This window comes from Nonomuraea sp. NPDC048901 (assembly GCF_040649695.1).
Taxonomy (GTDB): domain Bacteria; phylum Actinomycetota; class Actinomycetes; order Streptosporangiales; family Streptosporangiaceae; genus Nonomuraea.
In genome coordinates this window covers 58,628-76,030 of sequence record NZ_JBEZFW010000020.1, presented here as the reverse complement: position 1 = coordinate 76,030, position 17,403 = coordinate 58,628, and the positions used below count along the sequence as shown (strand labels likewise).

Genomic DNA, 17,403 nt, shown 5'->3' with positions numbered 1-17,403 from the left:
TACCTACGTTCCGATCATGCCGGCCACATCATGCCGTGTCGGGCGAGAGGAGCGAGGGATGTCGCAGCCCGGACAGAGACTGCAGCACATCGCGGGTCGGGCCAGGCGATGGTCCGTGGCTGTGACGATCGGCGCTCTGCTGGCCGCGTCGCTGACGTGGGTGGGGGTGACGCCGGCGCAGGCGTCATCGACCGATTTCACCATCTTCGACGGGCGTACGACCGCTCCGATCCTGATCGACCCGTCCTATGGCGGCGAGCACGCCGATCGGGACTACACGCAGGTGCGCCGCGCGGTCCAAGACCTGCGCCAGGATGTCGCCATGGTGAGCGGGGCGATCGATCCCGGTGAGGTGCAGAGCCTGTTCGTCGACGACACGCCCGCCAGGGAAGCGCGGCTGGCGAAGGCCGACCAGCGCAAGCTCCCGGCCCTGCAGACCAAGGCCGCGGGCCAGAAGACCGCGATCATCGTCGGTCAGCTCGGTCAGAGCCGGCTGATCGACGCGATCGTCGCAGCCGGCAAGTTCGACGAGGCCGCCGGGATCAAGGGCAAGTGGGAGGCGTACGCGACCAAGACCATCAAGGACCCGCTCCCCGGGGTCGGCAACGCACTGGTGATCGCGGGCAGCGACGCCCGCGGGACGATCTACGGGATCTACTCGATCTCCGAGGAGATCGGCGTCTCGCCGTGGTACTGGTACAGCGACATGCCGGTCAAGCGGCGCGACGACATCGAGGTCAAAGGCAAGGTCCGGGTCGACGACGGGCCGGACGTCAAGTACCGCGGAATCTTCATCAACGACGAAGAACGCACCGTCGCGTGGGCGAAGAAGAAGTTCCCCACCGGCAACGGCACACCTGATGTCAACTACTACCGGCACGTCTATGAGCTGATGCTGCGGCTCAAGCTGAACACGTTATGGCCGGCGATGCACCTGGCATCGAGGGCGTTCAACGCGGTCACCGACACCGGGACGTACGACAACGGGACACCCATCAACGCTCGCGAGGCGTCGGCGTTCGGCGTGGTCGCCTCCTCCTCTCACGCGGAGCTGATGCTGCGCAACAACGAGGGGGAGTGGCGGCAGTGGTACGACCGCAACAAGGACGCGCTCGACATCAAGGGCGCGGACGCCGTGGCGGCCTACGACTATTCGATCAACAAGCCCGCGATCCTGGAGTACTGGCGCCAGCGGGTGGTCGCCAACTCCGGCTTCGAGAACATCCTCGCCCTGGGCATCCGCGGTGTGCACGACAGCGATCCGGTGTTCACACCCGGCAACCCGTACGGGTTCAAGGACAAGATCGAGATGCTGGCCGACGTCATCAGCGAGCAGCGCAAGCTGATCGCGGCGGTCTACGGCAGCGCCGACGCCGTGCCGCAGGTGTTCATCCCCTACAAGGAGATGAACGATCTCTACAACGCCGGGCTGAAGAACTACATCCCCGGCGACGTGACCCTGATGTGGGCCGAGGACAACCAGGGCTACCTGCGCCAGGTGCCCACCCGTACCGAAGCCGCCCGGTCCGGCGGGAACGGCGTCTACTACCACATCTCCTACTGGGGCGAGCCGAAGAGCTACCTGTGGCTTAACTCCACGCCGATGTCCTTGATGGTGCAGCAGCTGCACCGGGCGTGGAACTCCGGCGCGGGGCGCTACTGGATCCTCAACGTCGGGGACATCAAGCCCGGCGAGATCAAGCTCGACCTGTTCGCCAAGCTCGCGTGGGACGTCAAGGGCTATGACGACACGAACATCGGGAGCAAGTTCCTCACCGAGCAGGTGCGGGAAGACTTCCGGCTGAAGGGCGACGACGCCGCCGCGGTCGCCGGCGCGCTGGAAAGGTTCGACGCGCTCGAGAGCACCAAGCGCGCCGAGTTCTGGGGGGAGATCAACTCCTCCAACGCGAGCTCGGGAAGGATCCACAACGGTCAGGTCTTCCCGTTCAGCGCCACCTCGGACGGGGATGAGCTCCAGCGCTACATCAACGAGTCCAACAAACTGGTGGCGATTCTCGAAGGTGTTTCCGCGAAGCTCGACCCGCGCTATCGCTCGGCGTTCTATCAGCAAGTGCTCCACCGGGTCCGGTCCTACCGGAACATGGCCGAGCAGATCGGCTACTACTGGAAGAACCAGCTCGCCGCCGCCCAGGGCCGCTACGCCAGCGCGGGAAGCTATGAGCTGCTCTCGAAGCAGGCCCGTGAGCGCATCTTCACCGACGAGGACTACTGGAACACGATCAGCGGCGGCAAGTGGGACCACGCCATCGGCCACAGCCATCCCGAAGGCTTCCCGAACGAGGGCACGGTCATGCTGACCAACGACCGGTATGCCCGGGTGGCCACACCGGCCGACGCGGTGGGCGCCGCCGCCGAGGGGAGCAAGGACCCTGGCCGTGGCACGCTGACGTTCAACTCGGCCGCGCCCGACGACAAGCGGTTCTTCGACGTGTTCTCCCGCGACGACGTGGCCAGACCGCAGGAGTGGGTCGCCGAGGCGGACGCTCGGTGGATCATCCTTTCGCAGCGCTCGGGCACGACCGCGACAGAGCAACGGGTCACGGTGGCGGTCACCAAGAACCACCCGGCCGCGACGGGGACGATCCGGGTCTTCAACGCCGTCAACAGAGCCAAGGTCGGCGACCCGGTCGCGACGTTCACGGTCGACGCGGCGCGGGCGGCCGTGGACCTGCGCCATGCCGAGCGCGGGCACCTGGAGGCCAACGGATACGTGGCCCTCGAGGCCGAGCACTTCGCCGAGAACGCGCCCGGCGCCGACGGGAGCCGGTGGGCCCCCCTTGAGGGCGTGGGTCAGCGCGGTGCGTCGATGGGCGGCTTCCCGGAGATCGCGCCCCGGGTCGACTCCGGCTTCGAGACGACCGCCCGCCTGAGATACCGGGTCTACTTCACCTCCACCGGGAAGTTCGCCGGGACCTTCTACCGCATTCCCACCCTGAACGAAGGCACAGAGGACGACGGCACGCCGCGAACCGCGCGTACGGCGATCGGGCTCGACGACCAGGCGCCCGGCCTGCTGCGCGGCAACTCTGTCGCCGGTACGAGCACCAGCCCCTGGGGCTTCAACATCATGCGTCAAATCGAACCCCTGAACTTCACCATCGACGTGACCACACCGGGCTGGCACGACCTCGTGGTCTACCGCTCGGACGCGGCGATCCTCTTCGACCGGATCATCATCGAGACCCGCGCCGGCGCGGCCGGTGACGGCCTGGTCGGCCCGCCCGAGAGCCCGAACAACATCGCCGCACCCCAGAAGGCCACCGTGGCGCCTCTTCCTGACGCGATGCCGAAGCTCCGGCGGCTGCCCGCGATCCAGGCGTCGGTGGGCGAGACGAGCACGATCACGGGTGTACGGGATGTGGCGGCCGCGGAGTCCGACAACGAGACCGCTGCGTCGGTCGCGGTGAAGGACGGTCAGGTACGGGTCACCGGACACCGCGCCGGGAAGGCCGAGCTGTCCATCACCGCCGCCGGTGGTGAGGCCTGGGTGGCGCCTGTCACGGTGGGCAGAGCCGCGGGCGGGCCGGTCGGCGCCTATCTGGAGCGGAACGGTTCGGTCGTCTTCGACGCGGCCGACGCCCTGGAGAAGAGCGCTGCCGCCAATGCGGGCGACAGCAACAACGGCACGCACGGCTGGGCGCTGGCCCGTAACGGTCTCCAGGTCGTCCCGCCGGCCGACGCCAGTGCGAAGGCGCAGTGGCTGGCGACCTCGCCGGCCCAGGCCGAAGCGTTGTTCAAGGCCGGCCCGACACAGAAGGTCAACGGGAGCTCCGCGGCGGGAGCACCACCGCGGCTCGACTTCACCGTCGATATCCAGACCGGTGGCACGTACTACCTGTTCGTCAACACGAGCAACCCGAACGCCGACGCCGACTCCTACCACGTGCTCGTCGACGGGCAATGGAGATACCAGTCGAACAAGTCCGGGCCGGAGACCGGGTTCGAGACGTGGTACGGCAGCACGAGCGTCGCCGCGGCCGCGCTGGCGCTCGGGCCGGGTGAGCACACGATCTCGCTGACGCCTCGTGAGGCCGGGCTGGTGCTCAACCAGATCGTCTTGACCACGGACGACACACCCGGCCTGACCGGCTTCCAGACCCCCAGCGGCCGGAAAGCGAGCGCTTCATGACGCCCTAGCGGTGGTGTCACGGCGCCCAGGGCGACCTTGGCCAGTGCTTCGCCCGCGCGTGCCGTGAACGCAGAGGATCTTCTCGCGCAGCAGGCCGGCGTCGCGCAGGGCGATGACCGGCTGCTCGTGACGATCAGCCGGGCCGACGTGGCCGCTTTCATGCACCAGGCCGCGCACACCGGCGAGTGGATCCACCGCAGCCCCGTGATCACCGACTGAGGCCGGCTCGGAGAAGGACATGGTCGACAAACGCAGGCTCGGCAGAACTGAACTCGAGGTAACCCCCATCGGGCTGGGCTGCGCCCAGATGGCCGTGACCGGCATGACCTCCCTATCCCGGCCTGGCCTCGCGAGTGGACCTCCAACCTCGCTGACCCTGGCGGGCGCGACCGCCAGGGTCAGGCCCGGCCGAGGACGCAGAACTCGTTGCCTTCCGGGTCGGCCAGGACCTTCCATGGGACGTCGCCCTGGCCGACATCGGCGGGCGTCGCGCCGAGGGTCCGCAGCCGGGCCACTTCCGCCGCTTGCTCGTCAATGGGGTCGGGCAGCAGGTCGATATGGATGCGGCTCCACACGGTCGGCACGCCGGGCCTGCGGAGGAACTCAAGATAGGGGCCGACACCCTTGGCAGAGCGGAGCCGCGCATGATCGTCGGTGACCTCGTGCACGGTCCAGTCCGTCGCCTCGCCCCAGAACCGGGCCATGGCCCGCGGATCGGCGCACTCGACCACCATCGCGGCGATCGGCCCGGTGTCCCGGTAGATCTCCCGAGGCTCCAGCACGCAGAACACGTTGCCTTCCGGGTCGGCCAGAACCGTCCACGGGACGTCGCCCTGGCCCACGTCGGCGGGTGTCGCGCCGAGCTCCTTCAGGCGCGCGACCAGCTCCGCCTGATGGGCGGCGGAGGTGGTGGCGAGGTCGAGGTGTACGCGGTACTTCACCGTTTCGGGGTCCGGGACGGTGACGAGATCGATGTAGAAGGCGTCGGGGTCCGGCCAGGAGAAGCCCTCGGGTTCGAGGTTGGTCACGCCGGGTCCCTCGCTGGAAAGACCCCAGCCGAGCGCGTCCGCCCAGAACCGGCCGAGCGCCGAGTCATCCCGAGCCTTGAAATTCACCTGAACAAGTCGCAACGCCATGCCGCCGATCCTAAGCCCAACCTACAAACGAGGATGAACCACGCACCTTCGGCTCAACCGGCGGTAACGGGCAGGTCGGGGACTGCGCCGAGCGGCCGATGGCTTTGGGCGGGTGCGGAGGCGGTGAGGGCGTAGCGGCACACCGCGGGCGCGCTTTGGTCAGGAACTGGGCAGCGAATGGCCTGGGAAGTGATCAGGCGAAGAGCCGAGACTCGGCGGGCTGGTTCTACGACGGCGGACACCGTGCTGTCGCCGTGCCGCTGAGGAAAGGCTGAGTGATCTTGACCGAACGCGTACGCGTGGCCGTGCTGGCGGGTGGGCCGTCCGCCGAGCACGAGGTGTCGCTGCAGTCGGCGCAGGCTGTGCTCGATGCTCTGCCGAGGGATCTGTACGAGCCCGTCGCCGTCATCATCGACCGGCAGGGCAGGTGGCCGGTGGAGCTGCGACGCGATCTGGCGGACGTGGTCTTCCCCGTGCTGCACGGGCCGTTCGGCGAGGACGGCGTCGTCCAGGGGCACCTGGAGACCCTGGGCATCCCGTACGTGGGCTGCGGCGTCATGGCCTCCGCCGTGGCCATGAACAAGGTCGCGATGCGGCGCGTGTTCCTGGCGGAGGACATTCCCATCACCCCGCATGTGTGGTTCACCGAGCACGAATGGCGCACCGCCACCGACTACTGGGGTCTGGTGAAGTCGCTCGACTGGCCGATGTACATCAAACCGGCCAGCTTGGGCTCCTCCATCGGCATCTCACGTGTCACCTCCATGGAGGAGCTGCGCGCGGGCGTGGAGCTGGCGCTGACCTACGACCGGGTGGTCATCGTCGAGCAGGGCGTGACCGCGCGCGAGGTCATCTGCGGCGTGCTCGGCGGCTATGACACGCCGGATGCTTCGGTGTGCGGTGAGCTCATCGTGCCCGGCGACTGGCTCGACTATGAGGCCAAATACCTCAGCCAGGCCGAGATCGCCACCATCCCCGCCGTGCTGCCGGAACGGGTGGCCGAGGAGGCGCGCGAGCTGTCCCTGCGCGCCTTCCGGGCGATCGGTGGCTACGGCCTGTCCCGGGTCGACTTCCTCTATGAGGAGGACACGGGACGCCTGTACGTACTGGAGATCAACACCATGCCCGGCTTCACCTCCCGTTCCGTCTACGCCCGGTCCTGGGCCGCGAGCGGTGTCCCGTACCCTGACCTGCTGCGCCGCCTGATCGACCTCGCGTTCGCCAGGAGCGGCTCATGATCCCCATGACGCTGAACGAGATCGCGCAGGTCGTCGGCGCGAGCCCGCATGACGTGCCCGACCCGCGGGCGCTGGTCACGGCGCCCGCGGCGGTCGACTCCCGCGAGGTGATGCCCGGCGGCCTGTTCGCCGCGACGGCCGGCGCCCGCGTCGACGGTCACGACTACGCGGCCGGTGCCATCGCGGCCGGCGCCGTCGCCGTGCTGGCCGCATGGCCCGTCGGCGTGCCCGCCCTGGTGGTCGAGGACGTCCAGCTCGCGATCGGCCTGCTGGCCAGGCACCTGCTCGAACGCGTCAGCCCGATCGTGATCGGCCTGACCGGCTCGGTGGGCAAGACCACGACCAAGGACCTGCTGGCCCAGGTGCTCGAACGGCGCGCCGCGACGGTCGCCACCGACAGGTCGTTCAACAACGAGCTCGGGCTGCCGCTCACCGTGCTGCGTGCCGACGCCACCACCCGATACCTGGTGCTGGAGATGGGCGCGGGCCGGAAGGGCGACCTGACGTACCTGACCGGGCTCGCGCCTCCGCAGGTCGGGCTGGTGCTCAATGTCGGCACCGCGCATCTGGAGCGTATGGGAGCCGGGCTGGCCGACGTGGCCGAGGCCAAGGGCGAGCTGGTCGAGGCGCTTCCGGCGGACGGGTTCGCGCTGCTCAACGCCGACGACCCGTACGTCATGGGCATGGCCGGCCGCACCAAGGCGCAGATCCTGTTGTACGGCAGGTCGGCGCGGGCGCGGGTGCGAGCCGAAGGCGTACGGATGGCCGACCGGGCGCGAACCGCGTTCGAGTTGGTGACGCCCGCCGGCCGTGCCCCGGTCGAGCTCGACCTCATAGGCGAGCACCAGGTGAGCAACGCCCTGGGCGCCGCCGCCGTCGCCACCGCACTCGGCCTGGGCGTCGCCGAGATCGCCGATGGGCTGACCGCCGCACGGCGGCGCTCCGGGGGCCGGCTGGAGATCATCGAACGACCTGACGGCATCACCATCGTCAACGACGCCTACAACGCCAACCCCGAGTCCATGCGGGCCGGGCTACGGGCGGTCAAGGCCCTGGCCGGCACCCGTCGTACCGTCGCCATACTCGGCGCGATGGGCCAGCAGGCCGACGCCTCCCGCGCCCGCCACGCGGAGATGGGCCGGCTCGTCGCCGACCTCCGCTTCGACGTGCTGATCACGGTCGGAGCCGGGGATCCGCTCGCGATGGCGTGGGCAGCGGAGACCTCGAACCAGGGCGTGGCCGTCCACACCGTCGAGGACGTGGCCGAGGCCATCAAGCTGGCCACCTCGCTCCTCGAACCGGGAGACGTGGTGCTCGTCAAGGCCTCCAGCGAGATCGGCCTCAGCGCCTGCGCCCGTGCGCTGGCCCAGTGACTGTTCAGATGAAACGGAGTTCCATGCGCACTATCGGGCTTATCGGCGGGTTGAGCTGGGAATCGACGGTGATCTACTACCAGATCATCAACCAGCGGGTACGCGAGCGACTCGGCGGCAGCCATTCCGCCGACAGCCTCATCTGGTCGGTCGACTACACGCGGGTCGAGGACCTCATCTTCGCCGACCGCTGGGACGAGGTGAGTACGCTGCTGACCGGGGCGGGCGGGAAACTGGCGGATCTGGGCGCCGAGGTCCTGCTCATCTGCAGCAACACCTTCAGCCGGGTGAGCGACGACGTGGAGCGGGCAGTGAGCGTTCCGGTGCTGCACATCGCCGACACCGTGGGCACCGAGATCCGCGCCAGGGGGATGCGCAAGGTCGGCCTGCTGGGCACGCGATTCACCATGGAGGAGCCCTTCTACCGGGATCGGCTGGCCGCCCATGGCTTCGACGTGGTCGTCCCGCGGCGTGAGCAGCGGGAACTGGTCCATCACGTGATATTCGACGAACTGGTGCGCGGGGTGCTCCGGGAATCGTCCAGGGACGCCTACACCCGGATCATCGATGATCTCGCGGCCGACGGCGCTGAAGGCGTCGTCCTCGGCTGTACGGAGATCGAGTTGCTGATCAGTGAGAAGGACAGCGCCATCCCGGTGCTGCCGAGCGCTCGGCTGCACGCGGAGGCGGCGGCCGGCTTCGCTCTTGCCGACTCTTAGGCGGATCGGTACGCCGGTGCCCCGTACAGCTCCCGGTGCCACAGGTCGGCGCGGAGGCGTTCGATGCCGGCCGCCAGATGGCGGCGGTAGGTGCTGAACGGCAGGCCGAGCCGTTCCGCGGCCAGCTCCCGGGTGGGCGTGCCGCGCAGGAACGTGACCGAAAGCGCCTGATGGAACTTGACCGAGCGCGGATCCGCACGCAGGTCGTCGATCGCCTGGCGCAGCAGGTCACTCAGCGCTGCGGCCGGATCCTGCCCGGCCCGCTCGGCGATCAGCCTGGTGCGCGTCAGTGGGGAAGCGGCCAGCGCGTCCGGCCGCGACAACTGACGTAACGCCTCGCGGACCGCCTCGGCGAACTCCGCCCGCGACAGCACCGCCAGCTCCGCCGTCGCGGCACCCGGGCCGCCGGCGGGCCCCGCGACGAGCAGCCGGTTCATCCGCTCCAGCCACGCCCGCGCCGGCACCGCGCGCCAGTCATGGACGAACAGGGTGTACGCGTCATCCCCCAGCCGCGGCTGCTCGGCGATGTCACGCATCCCGAAATGCCGTAACCGCTCCGCCCACGCTTGGTCCGGATGCCGTGCCGCGATGTACGACCAGGCCATCCGCTCGGCCCGCAGACAATCGCCGATCACTCGCCACCGGATCACCTCCATCAGGGACGAGTTTCCGCGATACGTCGGCAGCGTCCACAGCCGGCCGACCGCCACATGTTCACCGGCGCGCAACGGCGTGGTGGCACGAGCGTGCGCCCACGCCATGGCCACGATGGGATCGGCCGTCAGCTCCTCCTCATCGAATTGCGCCAGCCGCAACCACGCGGAGAAGGCCACGGGCTCGCCGGTTTCGGTCCGCCGATACAGCCGGAACGCCTCCGGCTGACGTTCCGCCCAGAAGGCGGCGCAGCGCGCGGACGCCGCGCCCTCCGCCGCCGTCGCCACCCGGAGCAACGTGCCGACGTCCTCCTGGCGCAGCACCTCTTCCTGGAACTCGCCCTCGTCGTGGCGGCCATGGAAATCGGCCGGCGCCCCGTTGCCGCGATGCGGGTAGAGCAGTGCCGCCACCGCGCCGGGCACGTCCGCGTCGCTCGCCGTACGCACCTTGTCCGCCAGATGCGCATGAACGCGCTCGCGCATCACCGCGTACCCCTCCGGATCCCGCCATCGCAGGTCCGCCTCCACCACCTCCCGCACCACGTCATGCGGAAACAACCCGAGACCGCTCGACTCCACGAACGGCAACCGCCGCAACCACCGGAACAACGTCCCGGCGTCTTGCGGCAGGGCCGCCCGCAGCAGGTCCTCCGTGGTCGTGTACGCATGCGCGCAGATCTCCAGAGCATGCCGATGGGCCGCCGAAGGCACCTCGCCCACCAGCTGATCCAGCAACGTGGCCACCACGTCCTGACTCGGCGTCCACCGCCGGCCGGCCCCGCCGTCCTTCACCGCCACAGCCGCCCCCAGCAGCAGCGCCAGCGGATGACCACCGGCGAAGGCCGACAGCGGCGCACGCGACTCGGCCGGCACCCCGCAGGAGTCCATCAGGGCCTGCGCGTCTCCGGCCCGCAGGTCGCGCAGCGGCAGCACCTCCAGCGCGCCCGCCCATCCCGGGTCCGCCTGCCAGCGCAGATCCGGCGGGTAGCGCCCCGCGATCACCACCAGCGCCCCCACGGGCATCCGCGGCAGGAACCGCTCACGCAGCCATCCCTCCAAGCCCTGAACGCATTCGAAGGAGTCGACCAGCAACACCGCCCCCGCATCACGGAAGACCGGTTCCGCCTCAGCCTCGAACGCCCCCGCCGACGGCTCCGACATGCGCCCGTCCACCATGGACACCGGCCGCCCCGTCATTGCGGCCTGGTGAGCGAACCGCCGCAGCAAGGCCGACTTCCCGATCCCGCCGGGACCGTGCACGAACAGCACGCTGCAGCCGCCGCCGTACAACGCCGCCTGGAAAACCGCGAGCTCTTCCTCCCGCCCTGCGAACGCCCTCTCACGCGCCGCTCGCAGGTGCCATCCCAGCAATCCAGATCCGTCGTCCATGACGAACCACGATCGGTGCCGAATGTGCGCGAGTTGTCCGCCGCATGTCACCGTTTCTCGACGGCGGCGACCGTAGGCGCGACCGTGACACGGCCGAGGCCACCTGATCGCGGCGACCGCGCGGGCTACGGCAGCATGCCCACCAGCGCGGCCAGCTCGGGGTCGCCTTCGTACCGCTGCCGGTGCAGGTCGGCGATCTTCGCTCCCATCTGCGGGTCGTCGTCGGTGATGTCGTACGAGTCATACTTCTCGACCAGCGGCATACCGAGCTGGTCGGTGCGCGCGTGCGCCGGATGCGTCAGGTACTCCCAGTAGCCGTCGATGTCCTCGATGACGAACACTCCACCCCAGTCGAAATCGCCTCCGTAGTCCCGGCCGACGACGAACGACTTCACCGCCGAGATGACCCGGCCCTGGTTGCGCATGCTCTCCAGGGCCTGCTCAATCTGCTCCGTCTTCTCGCCGTGCCGGCGACCGGCATCACGGCCTACTTCGTGCCGCCGTATCTGGTCGGCGGCACGACCGTTCCGGGTCTCGACATGAGCATCCCGGGGTACTACGTGAGTCTCGTGTTCCACGCGGTGCCCGCCGGCACGGCACTTCTCGTCGGGCCGTGGCAGTTCGTGCCGCGGTTGCGGGCCCGTTTCCCCCGTGCGCATCGGATCACGGGGCGGGTGTACCTGATCTCGGTCGTGGCCGCCGCGATGGCGGCGGCCTACTCCTTCGCGGTGACGCCGAGCGGCCCCACCTTGCAGGTCGCGTTCTTCGGGCTGATCGTGGCGTGGTTGTACACGGCAGCCAAGGCGTATCGGACGATCCGCCGCCGCGAGGTGCAGTTGCACCGCATCTGGATGGTCCGCAACTACGCGTTCACGTTCGCCGCCGTGACTCTGCGGCTCTACCAGCTGGCCGGGCTGCAGCTGATGGGCGTCATGCCGTCGCTGGAGTACCGCGATGTCTACGCGTCGAGCGCGTGGCGATCCGGCGGGCGAGGAAGACCATCGCCCTCGCGGACGCGTTGTCGACCCACTGCGCGTCATCGATCAGGGCCGCTCCCGGGCCGCCGCTGTCACCAGTCCGAGGGCCGCCAGACCGATGAGGAACGGGTCGGGTGTGCCCTCGGCCAGCCCGAAGGCCACCCGCAGAGCGTCGCGATGCCGGTCCGGCAGCTCGTCGAGGTGCTTCAGCATCGGCACGCACAGCTGGTGCAGCGCGGAGTACGGCAGTTCCTGCTCGAACTCCGACCCGGACGTCCGGACCACCCGGAACCCGGGCGCCGCGTTGCGGGCGTACTCCAGCAGAGCACTCTTGACGATGCCCGCCTCGCCTTCCAGCACCAGCGCGCCGCCCTGTCCCGTGCGCGCGGCGCCGGTCAGCTCGTCGACGCGTTGCTTTAAGCCGTGCCGGCCAACGAGCGGATCGGTGGTGAGCGCAGGAGCCCGCATAACGGGAAACGGTAGGGGATCGCGGACTTGGCCGGGTCAGGTTTCATAGGCGCTCGTCAGGCGTGACCGCGACGCCTCCAGGTGGGCGGTCATGGCGCTCGCCGCCGCCTCCGGATCGTTGCGGCAGATGGCGTCGAACACCGCACGGTGCTCATCGGCGGCGTGAGTGGCGATCCCGTGGCGGAAGTAGAGGCGGTAACCATGGGTGTGCGCGCGGAACCTGCGCAGCGTGTCGGCGATGAGCGGGCTGCGACTGGCCTCGGCGATCGCGTTGTGAAACAGGGCGTCCAGTTCCGCGAAGCCGCGATACGCCTCGTAGGTGTCGCCGACCAGCGGTGACATCATCTGCTCCAGCGACCCCCGCATGGCGCTCACCTCGGCGGCCGTGGCGTACCGTGCGGCACGCGCGGCGGCGGACGGTTCGAGGAGCAGGCGAACGTCGTACAAGTCGTCAAGGGCGGCCCGGTCGAGCAGGGGAGCCACCAGATAGCCCGTGTTCGGCCGGCGGACGACGAGCCCCTCCGACTCGCAACGCGCGAGCGCTTCGCGGACCGGCGTCTGCGACACGTCGAGTTCGCGGGCGAGCCCGTCGATCGACAGCTTCGCCCCAGGCTCCAGATCGTGATCCATGAGCCGGGCCTTCAGCGCCTGGAAGACCGATTCACGGACGCTGACCTTGGCCGGCTCGTCGGAACCCGAGCCGCCGGACGCGCCCGTCACCGGCGTCGATTCGCTCATCTCCCCTCCAAATGAACTTCCCTATTCGTGGTTGACACATGCCCGAAACGCCCTGCATCCTCATGCAAATCGTATCGTATCCGATCTGGGCAAGCCTGCCCAACGCAGAAGGATGAGCTCGTGACCATTCCCGACTGGTTCGGCGAGGCGGGTTTCGGCCTGTTCGTGCACTGGGACCATGCGAGTCAGCAAGGCGTGGAGATCGGCTGGCCCCTGGTCGGCCACTCGATCCTGCCGGGCCGGACAGAACCCGAAACCGACATGACCATCACGCAGTACCAGTCGAGCGCGGCCACGTTCGACCCGCGGCGCTGGGATCCGCGCGGCGTCGCGCGGCTGGCCCGCGACGCGGGTGCCCGCTACGTGGTCTTCACCGTCCGCCATCACGCCGGGTACTCGATGTACCACACGAGGCAGTCGGAGTTCTCCATCGCGGCCTCGCCGTACGGGCGTGACATCACCCGGGAGTTCTTCGACGCGTTGCGCGCCGAGGGCCTGCGGGTCGGCGTCTACTACTCGCTGCTCGACTGGAACCATCCCGACTACCCGGCGTTCACCGACGCCGATCGTCCCTACCCGCACGACCGTTACCGGCGGCCCGCACCGGAGCAGTGGGCGCGATACCTCGGCTATGTCAAGGGACAGCTCACCGAACTGCTCACCGAGTACGGGCCGATCGACCTGCTGTGGTTCGACGGGGAGTGGGAACGCACCGCGGAGGAGTGGCACGCCGCCGAGCTCCGCGAGCTGATCAAATCCCTGCAGCCGGACGTGATCATCAATGACCGGCTGCCGGGCCAGGGCGACTACGCGACACCCGAGCAGGGCATGCCGCGCCGGCCACCGGGCGGACCGTGGGAGCTGTGCCTCACCATGAGCGAGAGTTGGGCCTACCGGCCCGACGACCTCGACTACAAGAGCCCGCGGCTGCTCGCCTCCTACCTGAGCGAGGTCGTCTCCCGGGGCGGCAACCTCCTGCTCAACATCGGGCCGCGGGGTGACGGGTCGCTGGTGCCGACCGAGGTCGCCACGCTCAAGCAGCTCGGCGGCTGGCTCGCCGGCCACGGCGAGAGCATCGTCGGGGCCGCGCCCGCGCCGCAACGCCTCGACTTCCACGGCCCGGCCACGCAACGCGGCAACACCATCTACCTCCACCTGCTGCTGCGGCCACAGGACGTGCTCGTCGTCAGGAACGTTCCCATCGGCTCGGTCGTCGGCGTTCGCCTGCTCGGCACCGAGCAACCGCTCGAGTGCGGCCTCAACGAGGAAGTGCACAAGGCGAACGGCGCGGACGACGAGCCGCTCGGCGAACTGTTCATCACCGTGCCACCACCCACCGGCGCGCTCATCGACGTCATCGCCATAGAGCTGTCGGCTCCCTGGAAGGACGGCTCCCATGCCACTGTCTAGAACTCGCAAGGTAGCCAGGCCCGTCCTCGCGGGCGTCCTGCTCGCGGCCGCCGTCGTCGCGTGCGGCACCGGCACCGGACCAGGCGGCGGCGACGGCAAGTCGCTCCGGATCCAGATCCCCACCGGACCGCTGGCCAGCGCCATGCAGCAGGTCGGCAAGGACTTCGAGAAGGCCAACCCGGGCACGGTGGTCACCTTCGAGGGCGTCGACTCCGGCAGCTCCCGCGGCCCCAACGTGGCACTGCTCAGCTCGACCGGCACCCCGGACATCGGCTACCTCCAGCGCAGCACAGGCGTCTGGTCGGCGCTGTTGAAGAACAAGCAGCTGACCCCGCTGGACGACGTCTGGAAGGCCGCGGGCCTGGCGGACAAGTACTCCAAGAGCCAGGCCGACTACTACACGACCGACGGGCACCACTACGGCGTCCTCTACGAGCAACTGCTGATCAACCCCGTCTACTACAACAAGGCGGCCTTCGCGAAGGCCGGCCTATCCGACCCGCCCGACCATCAGGTCGCCTCCGTCGCCGACTTCGAGTCCATGGTGGGCAAGGTCAAGGCCGCCGGTTACGAGGGGTTCGGGGTGGGCGGTTCGAGCCCGTACGACCTGGGGCACACGCTGGACGCGCTGCTGCCCACCGCGGTGCCGGCCGAGGACTACGACGCCATGCTCACCAACTTCAAGCCCGGATCACCCACGGACGTCAAGTACACCGACCCCGGCTTCGTGAAGGTGCTCCAGACGATCCAGGACTGGCAGAAGAAGGGCATCTACCAGAACGGGATGCTCGGCATGGACACCGACCAGGCGCAAGGGCTGTTCACCAGCGGAAAACTCGCGATGCTGCAGGGCGGCAACTACACCTACTCGAGTCTGAAGGAGGCCAAGCCGTCGTTCGAGATGGGCTGGTTCCTGCTGCCCCCGCTCACCCCGGGCCGCAAGACGCCCTTCGACGCCTTCAACGGTGACACCCTGGTGGTCCCGGCCAAGGCGGCGAACCCGGATCTGGCCAAGAAGTTCCTTCAGTTCTTCATGACCGACAAGTACCAGGTCAGCGTCATCGCGGCCACCGGTTCGCTCCCGGTGTTCACCTCGATTCCCGCGTCGAGCCTGTCGAACCTGGGCGACCTGGTGCAGCAGCAGTTCGAGCTGTCGCGGTCCGTCGGATTGGTCAACATCTGGGATTCCACCGTTCCGTCCACCCTCGGGCAGGCGTTCTCCGTGCCGGTGCTGCAGAAGCTCGTGGCCGGCAAGCTGACCCCGCAACAGGCGGCCCAGCAGTATCAGTCGGCGCTGGAGGACCTGCAGTCCGGCAAGGTGTCGGGAGCGTCGGACTGATGATCGCCGACAAAGTCGTCCTGGCGACGACCGCCACGGCGCGGCCGCCTCGCCGGAGGGCACGGATCTTCCCGATCGCGATGATGATCCCGGCCTTGGTACTGCTGCTCGTGCTCGTCGCCTACCCGATCACCGGATCCGTGCGCATCAGCCTCGGTTCCTGGGACGGCATCGGCGCGGTCGCCTACCACGGCCTGGACAACTACCGGCGGCTGCTGCGCGATTCGCTGGTCCGGGAGTCCATCGGGACCAGCCTGCAGTTCTTCATCGGGACCGTGGTGTTCACGGTGGCCCTCGGCTGCCTCCTGGCCAACGCGATCAGCCGGAAGGTCCCCGGCGCCCGGATCTTCAAGGTCGTCTGGTTCCTGCCGGTGATCATCCCGGTCAGCATCGCGGGCATCTTCTGGTCGAACGCCTTCCAGCCCACGACCGGCGTGGTGAACTCACTGCTCGGCCTGATCGGGCTCGGAGACGGTCACGCCTGGCTGGCGTCGTCCTCGACGGCACTGTACGCGGCGATCTTCGTCGCGGTGTGGACGCAGACCGGGTACGCGATGCTGATCCTGCTGGGCGCGATGGAGGCCATCCCCGAGGAGGTGCACGAGGCGGCCACGCTCGACGGCGTCGGAGCGGCCGGCCGGCTGTTCCGGATCACCCTGCCGAACATCGTGCCGATGCTGGGCACGATCACGACGCTGACCTCGGTGTTCTCGTTCAACGCCTTCGGCATCATCTACGCGATGACCCGAGGCGGCCCGGGTAACTCCACGAGCATCCTGCCGGTGCTGGTCTACAAGCAGTCCTTCGTCGACCAGGACTACGGCTACGGCTCGGCCACCGCGGTCATCACGACGCTCATCGTCGCCGCCATCGGGATCATGGTCATGCGGATCTTCCGCCAGCAGACCCTGGACGCGCGATGACCGCGCCGCGGACCCCGAGCCGGACGCGGCCGGCCGTACGGCGTCGATCGGTGTGGCGACACGGCCCGCTCTGGTACGTCGGCTACGCGCTCCTGCTGGTCTGGACGGCGATCACGGTCGTGCCGTTCGTGTCGATGCTGCTGCTGTCGCTGCACCCGACCAGCGACATCTACGCCCACCCGCTGGGGCTGGGCGGCCAGTGGGTGCTGTCGAACTACGCCGACGCCTGGCGGGGCGTGGTCGGTGGCGCGCCGCTGTCGACGTACATCATCAACAGCGTGCTGGTGGCACTGTGCAGCCTGGCCATCGGCGTGACCTGCGGCAGCCTCGCCGGCTACGGCCTGGCCCGCGCGACCAGGGGCCTGTCGAACGCGGTCAGCCGCGTCATGGTCCTCGCCCTGAGCGTCCCGCTGGTCGTCGCGCTGATCCCGACGTTCGAGCTGCTGGGCAGGTATCGGCTGCTCAACAGCGTGGCGGGCATCTCGCTGGTCTACGCGGCGTTCATGACGCCCACCATCGCCCTCATCATGCGGTCGGTGTTCGCCGCCGTGCCGCGGGAACTGCTCGAAGCGGCCAAGATCGACGGTTACGGAGAGCTGGCCGCGCTGCTCCGCGTGGTCCTGCCCATCAGCAAGGGCGGTTTCGTCTCCGTCACGCTGCTCGGGCTCATCTTCGTGTGGAGCGAGGTCCAGTTCGGCGTCGTCCTGCTGACCCGCCCGCAGGACCGCACGCTGTCGGTCGGTCTGCTCTCCTTCCAAGGCCAGTTCGTCAGCGACCAGGGGGCCTTCTTCGCCGGCCTCGTCATCGCGACTTTCCCGATCGTCATCCTCTTCCTGATCTTCCAGCGCTACGTCACGAGCGGCATCACCCTGGGTGCGCTCAAGTGAAGA

The 17,403-nt window shown here is 68.9% G+C and carries 14 protein-coding genes and 1 pseudogene; 10 read left to right on the top strand and 5 right to left on the bottom strand.

Annotated elements, in window-relative coordinates:
* The first annotated feature begins 121 nt into the window (after positions 1 to 121).
* Both AB0C30_RS46685 and AB0C30_RS46680 read left to right on the top strand, forming a co-directional pair.
* Positions 122 to 4,150 carry a glycosyl hydrolase 115 family protein gene (locus AB0C30_RS46685; RefSeq protein WP_357956467.1) on the top strand — a complete coding sequence of 1,343 codons (4,029 nt, stop codon included), beginning with the start codon at positions 122 to 124 and terminating at the stop codon, positions 4,148 to 4,150.
* A gap of 63 nt (positions 4,151 to 4,213) precedes the next feature.
* On the top strand, positions 4,214 to 4,369 hold the full coding sequence (locus AB0C30_RS46680) for a hypothetical protein (protein ID WP_357956465.1): 156 nt from the start codon (positions 4,214 to 4,216) through the stop codon (positions 4,367 to 4,369).
* Between the two features lie 179 nt (positions 4,370 to 4,548).
* Here the strand turns inward: AB0C30_RS46680 and AB0C30_RS46675 are convergent, their stop codons facing one another.
* Entirely contained in the window at positions 4,549 to 5,286 is a 738-nt protein-coding gene (locus AB0C30_RS46675) for a VOC family protein (RefSeq protein WP_357956463.1), read from the bottom strand.
* A 275-nt stretch (positions 5,287 to 5,561) separates the two neighbouring features.
* Here AB0C30_RS46675 and AB0C30_RS46670 point away from each other — a divergent pair, with 275 nt between their 5' ends.
* From AB0C30_RS46670 to AB0C30_RS46660, 3 genes are read left to right on the top strand one after another with little or no spacing between them, the layout of a single operon-like run.
* A complete protein-coding gene (locus tag AB0C30_RS46670; protein WP_357956462.1) occupies positions 5,562 to 6,524 on the top strand; it encodes a D-alanine--D-alanine ligase family protein in 963 nt (320 codons plus the stop codon).
* A complete protein-coding gene (gene murF, locus AB0C30_RS46665) occupies positions 6,521 to 7,897 on the top strand; it encodes a UDP-N-acetylmuramoyl-tripeptide--D-alanyl-D-alanine ligase (RefSeq protein WP_357956459.1) in 1,377 nt (458 codons plus the stop codon). Before AB0C30_RS46670 ends, murF begins: the two co-directional genes overlap by 4 nt.
* A gap of 23 nt (positions 7,898 to 7,920) precedes the next feature.
* On the top strand, positions 7,921 to 8,616 hold the full coding sequence (locus AB0C30_RS46660) for an aspartate/glutamate racemase family protein (protein WP_357956457.1): 696 nt from the start codon (positions 7,921 to 7,923) through the stop codon (positions 8,614 to 8,616).
* On the opposite strand, the gene AB0C30_RS46655 is transcribed toward AB0C30_RS46660, so the two are convergent.
* Positions 8,613 to 10,658, bottom strand: coding sequence for an ATP-binding protein (locus AB0C30_RS46655; protein WP_357956456.1), 2,046 nt, complete (start codon positions 10,656 to 10,658; stop codon positions 8,613 to 8,615). The two genes, AB0C30_RS46660 and AB0C30_RS46655, sit on opposite strands and share 4 nt — an antisense overlap.
* Before the next feature lie 125 nt (positions 10,659 to 10,783).
* Positions 10,784 to 11,317 (bottom strand): Dabb family protein, encoded by a 534-nt coding sequence (locus tag AB0C30_RS46650; protein WP_357956454.1) that lies wholly within the window; start codon positions 11,315 to 11,317, stop codon positions 10,784 to 10,786.
* On the opposite strand from AB0C30_RS46650, the pseudogene AB0C30_RS46645 reads away from it, so the two are divergent.
* Positions 11,198 to 11,563, top strand: a pseudogene (locus AB0C30_RS46645) (DUF2306 domain-containing protein); the annotation flags it as partial. The gene AB0C30_RS46650 and the pseudogene AB0C30_RS46645 sit on opposite strands and share 120 nt — an antisense overlap.
* A 138-nt stretch (positions 11,564 to 11,701) precedes the next feature.
* Here AB0C30_RS46645 and AB0C30_RS46640 read toward each other — a convergent pair.
* Both AB0C30_RS46640 and AB0C30_RS46635 read right to left on the bottom strand, forming a co-directional pair.
* Positions 11,702 to 12,103, bottom strand: coding sequence for an AAA family ATPase (locus AB0C30_RS46640; RefSeq protein WP_357956452.1), 402 nt, complete (start codon positions 12,101 to 12,103; stop codon positions 11,702 to 11,704).
* 36 nt (positions 12,104 to 12,139) lie between these two features.
* Entirely contained in the window at positions 12,140 to 12,841 is a 702-nt protein-coding gene (locus tag AB0C30_RS46635; protein ID WP_357956450.1) for a GntR family transcriptional regulator, read from the bottom strand.
* A gap of 120 nt (positions 12,842 to 12,961) precedes the next feature.
* Between AB0C30_RS46635 and AB0C30_RS46630 the strand changes: the two genes are divergently transcribed.
* From AB0C30_RS46630 to AB0C30_RS46615, 4 genes are read left to right on the top strand one after another with little or no spacing between them, the layout of a single operon-like run.
* Positions 12,962 to 14,251, top strand: a complete 1,290-nt coding sequence (locus AB0C30_RS46630; protein ID WP_357956448.1) for an alpha-L-fucosidase — start codon at positions 12,962 to 12,964, stop codon at positions 14,249 to 14,251.
* Positions 14,238 to 15,590: an extracellular solute-binding protein gene (locus AB0C30_RS46625; RefSeq protein WP_357956446.1), complete on the top strand. Its 1,353-nt coding sequence runs from the start codon at positions 14,238 to 14,240 to the stop codon at positions 15,588 to 15,590. The genes AB0C30_RS46630 and AB0C30_RS46625 overlap by 14 nt, the downstream gene beginning before the upstream one ends.
* Positions 15,590 to 16,513, top strand: a complete 924-nt coding sequence (locus AB0C30_RS46620; protein ID WP_357956443.1) for a sugar ABC transporter permease — start codon at positions 15,590 to 15,592, stop codon at positions 16,511 to 16,513. The genes AB0C30_RS46625 and AB0C30_RS46620 overlap by 1 nt, the downstream gene beginning before the upstream one ends.
* Positions 16,510 to 17,400, top strand: coding sequence for a carbohydrate ABC transporter permease (locus AB0C30_RS46615; RefSeq protein WP_357956441.1), 891 nt, complete (start codon positions 16,510 to 16,512; stop codon positions 17,398 to 17,400). Before AB0C30_RS46620 ends, AB0C30_RS46615 begins: the two co-directional genes overlap by 4 nt.
* Positions 17,401 to 17,403: the final 3 nt, after the last annotated feature.

Excerpts from the sequence above, each read along its gene's own strand:
- AB0C30_RS46650 (WP_357956454.1), bottom strand. The coding sequence starts at position 11,317 with ATGCGCACGGGGGAAACGGGCCCGCAACCGCGGCACGAACTGCCACGG.
- AB0C30_RS46660 (WP_357956457.1), top strand. The coding sequence starts at position 7,921 with ATGCGCACTATCGGGCTTATCGGCGGGTTGAGCTGGGAATCGACGGTG.
- AB0C30_RS46635 (WP_357956450.1), bottom strand. The coding sequence starts at position 12,841 with ATGAGCGAATCGACGCCGGTGACGGGCGCGTCCGGCGGCTCGGGTTCC.
- murF (WP_357956459.1), top strand. The coding sequence starts at position 6,521 with ATGATCCCCATGACGCTGAACGAGATCGCGCAGGTCGTCGGCGCGAGC.
- AB0C30_RS46620 (WP_357956443.1), top strand. The coding sequence starts at position 15,590 with ATGATCGCCGACAAAGTCGTCCTGGCGACGACCGCCACGGCGCGGCCG.
- AB0C30_RS46640 (WP_357956452.1), bottom strand. The coding sequence starts at position 12,103 with ATGCGGGCTCCTGCGCTCACCACCGATCCGCTCGTTGGCCGGCACGGC.
- AB0C30_RS46615 (WP_357956441.1), top strand. The coding sequence starts at position 16,510 with ATGACCGCGCCGCGGACCCCGAGCCGGACGCGGCCGGCCGTACGGCGT.
- AB0C30_RS46675 (WP_357956463.1), bottom strand. The coding sequence starts at position 5,286 with ATGGCGTTGCGACTTGTTCAGGTGAATTTCAAGGCTCGGGATGACTCG.
- AB0C30_RS46655 (WP_357956456.1), bottom strand. The coding sequence starts at position 10,658 with ATGGACGACGGATCTGGATTGCTGGGATGGCACCTGCGAGCGGCGCGT.
- AB0C30_RS46625 (WP_357956446.1), top strand. The coding sequence starts at position 14,238 with ATGCCACTGTCTAGAACTCGCAAGGTAGCCAGGCCCGTCCTCGCGGGC.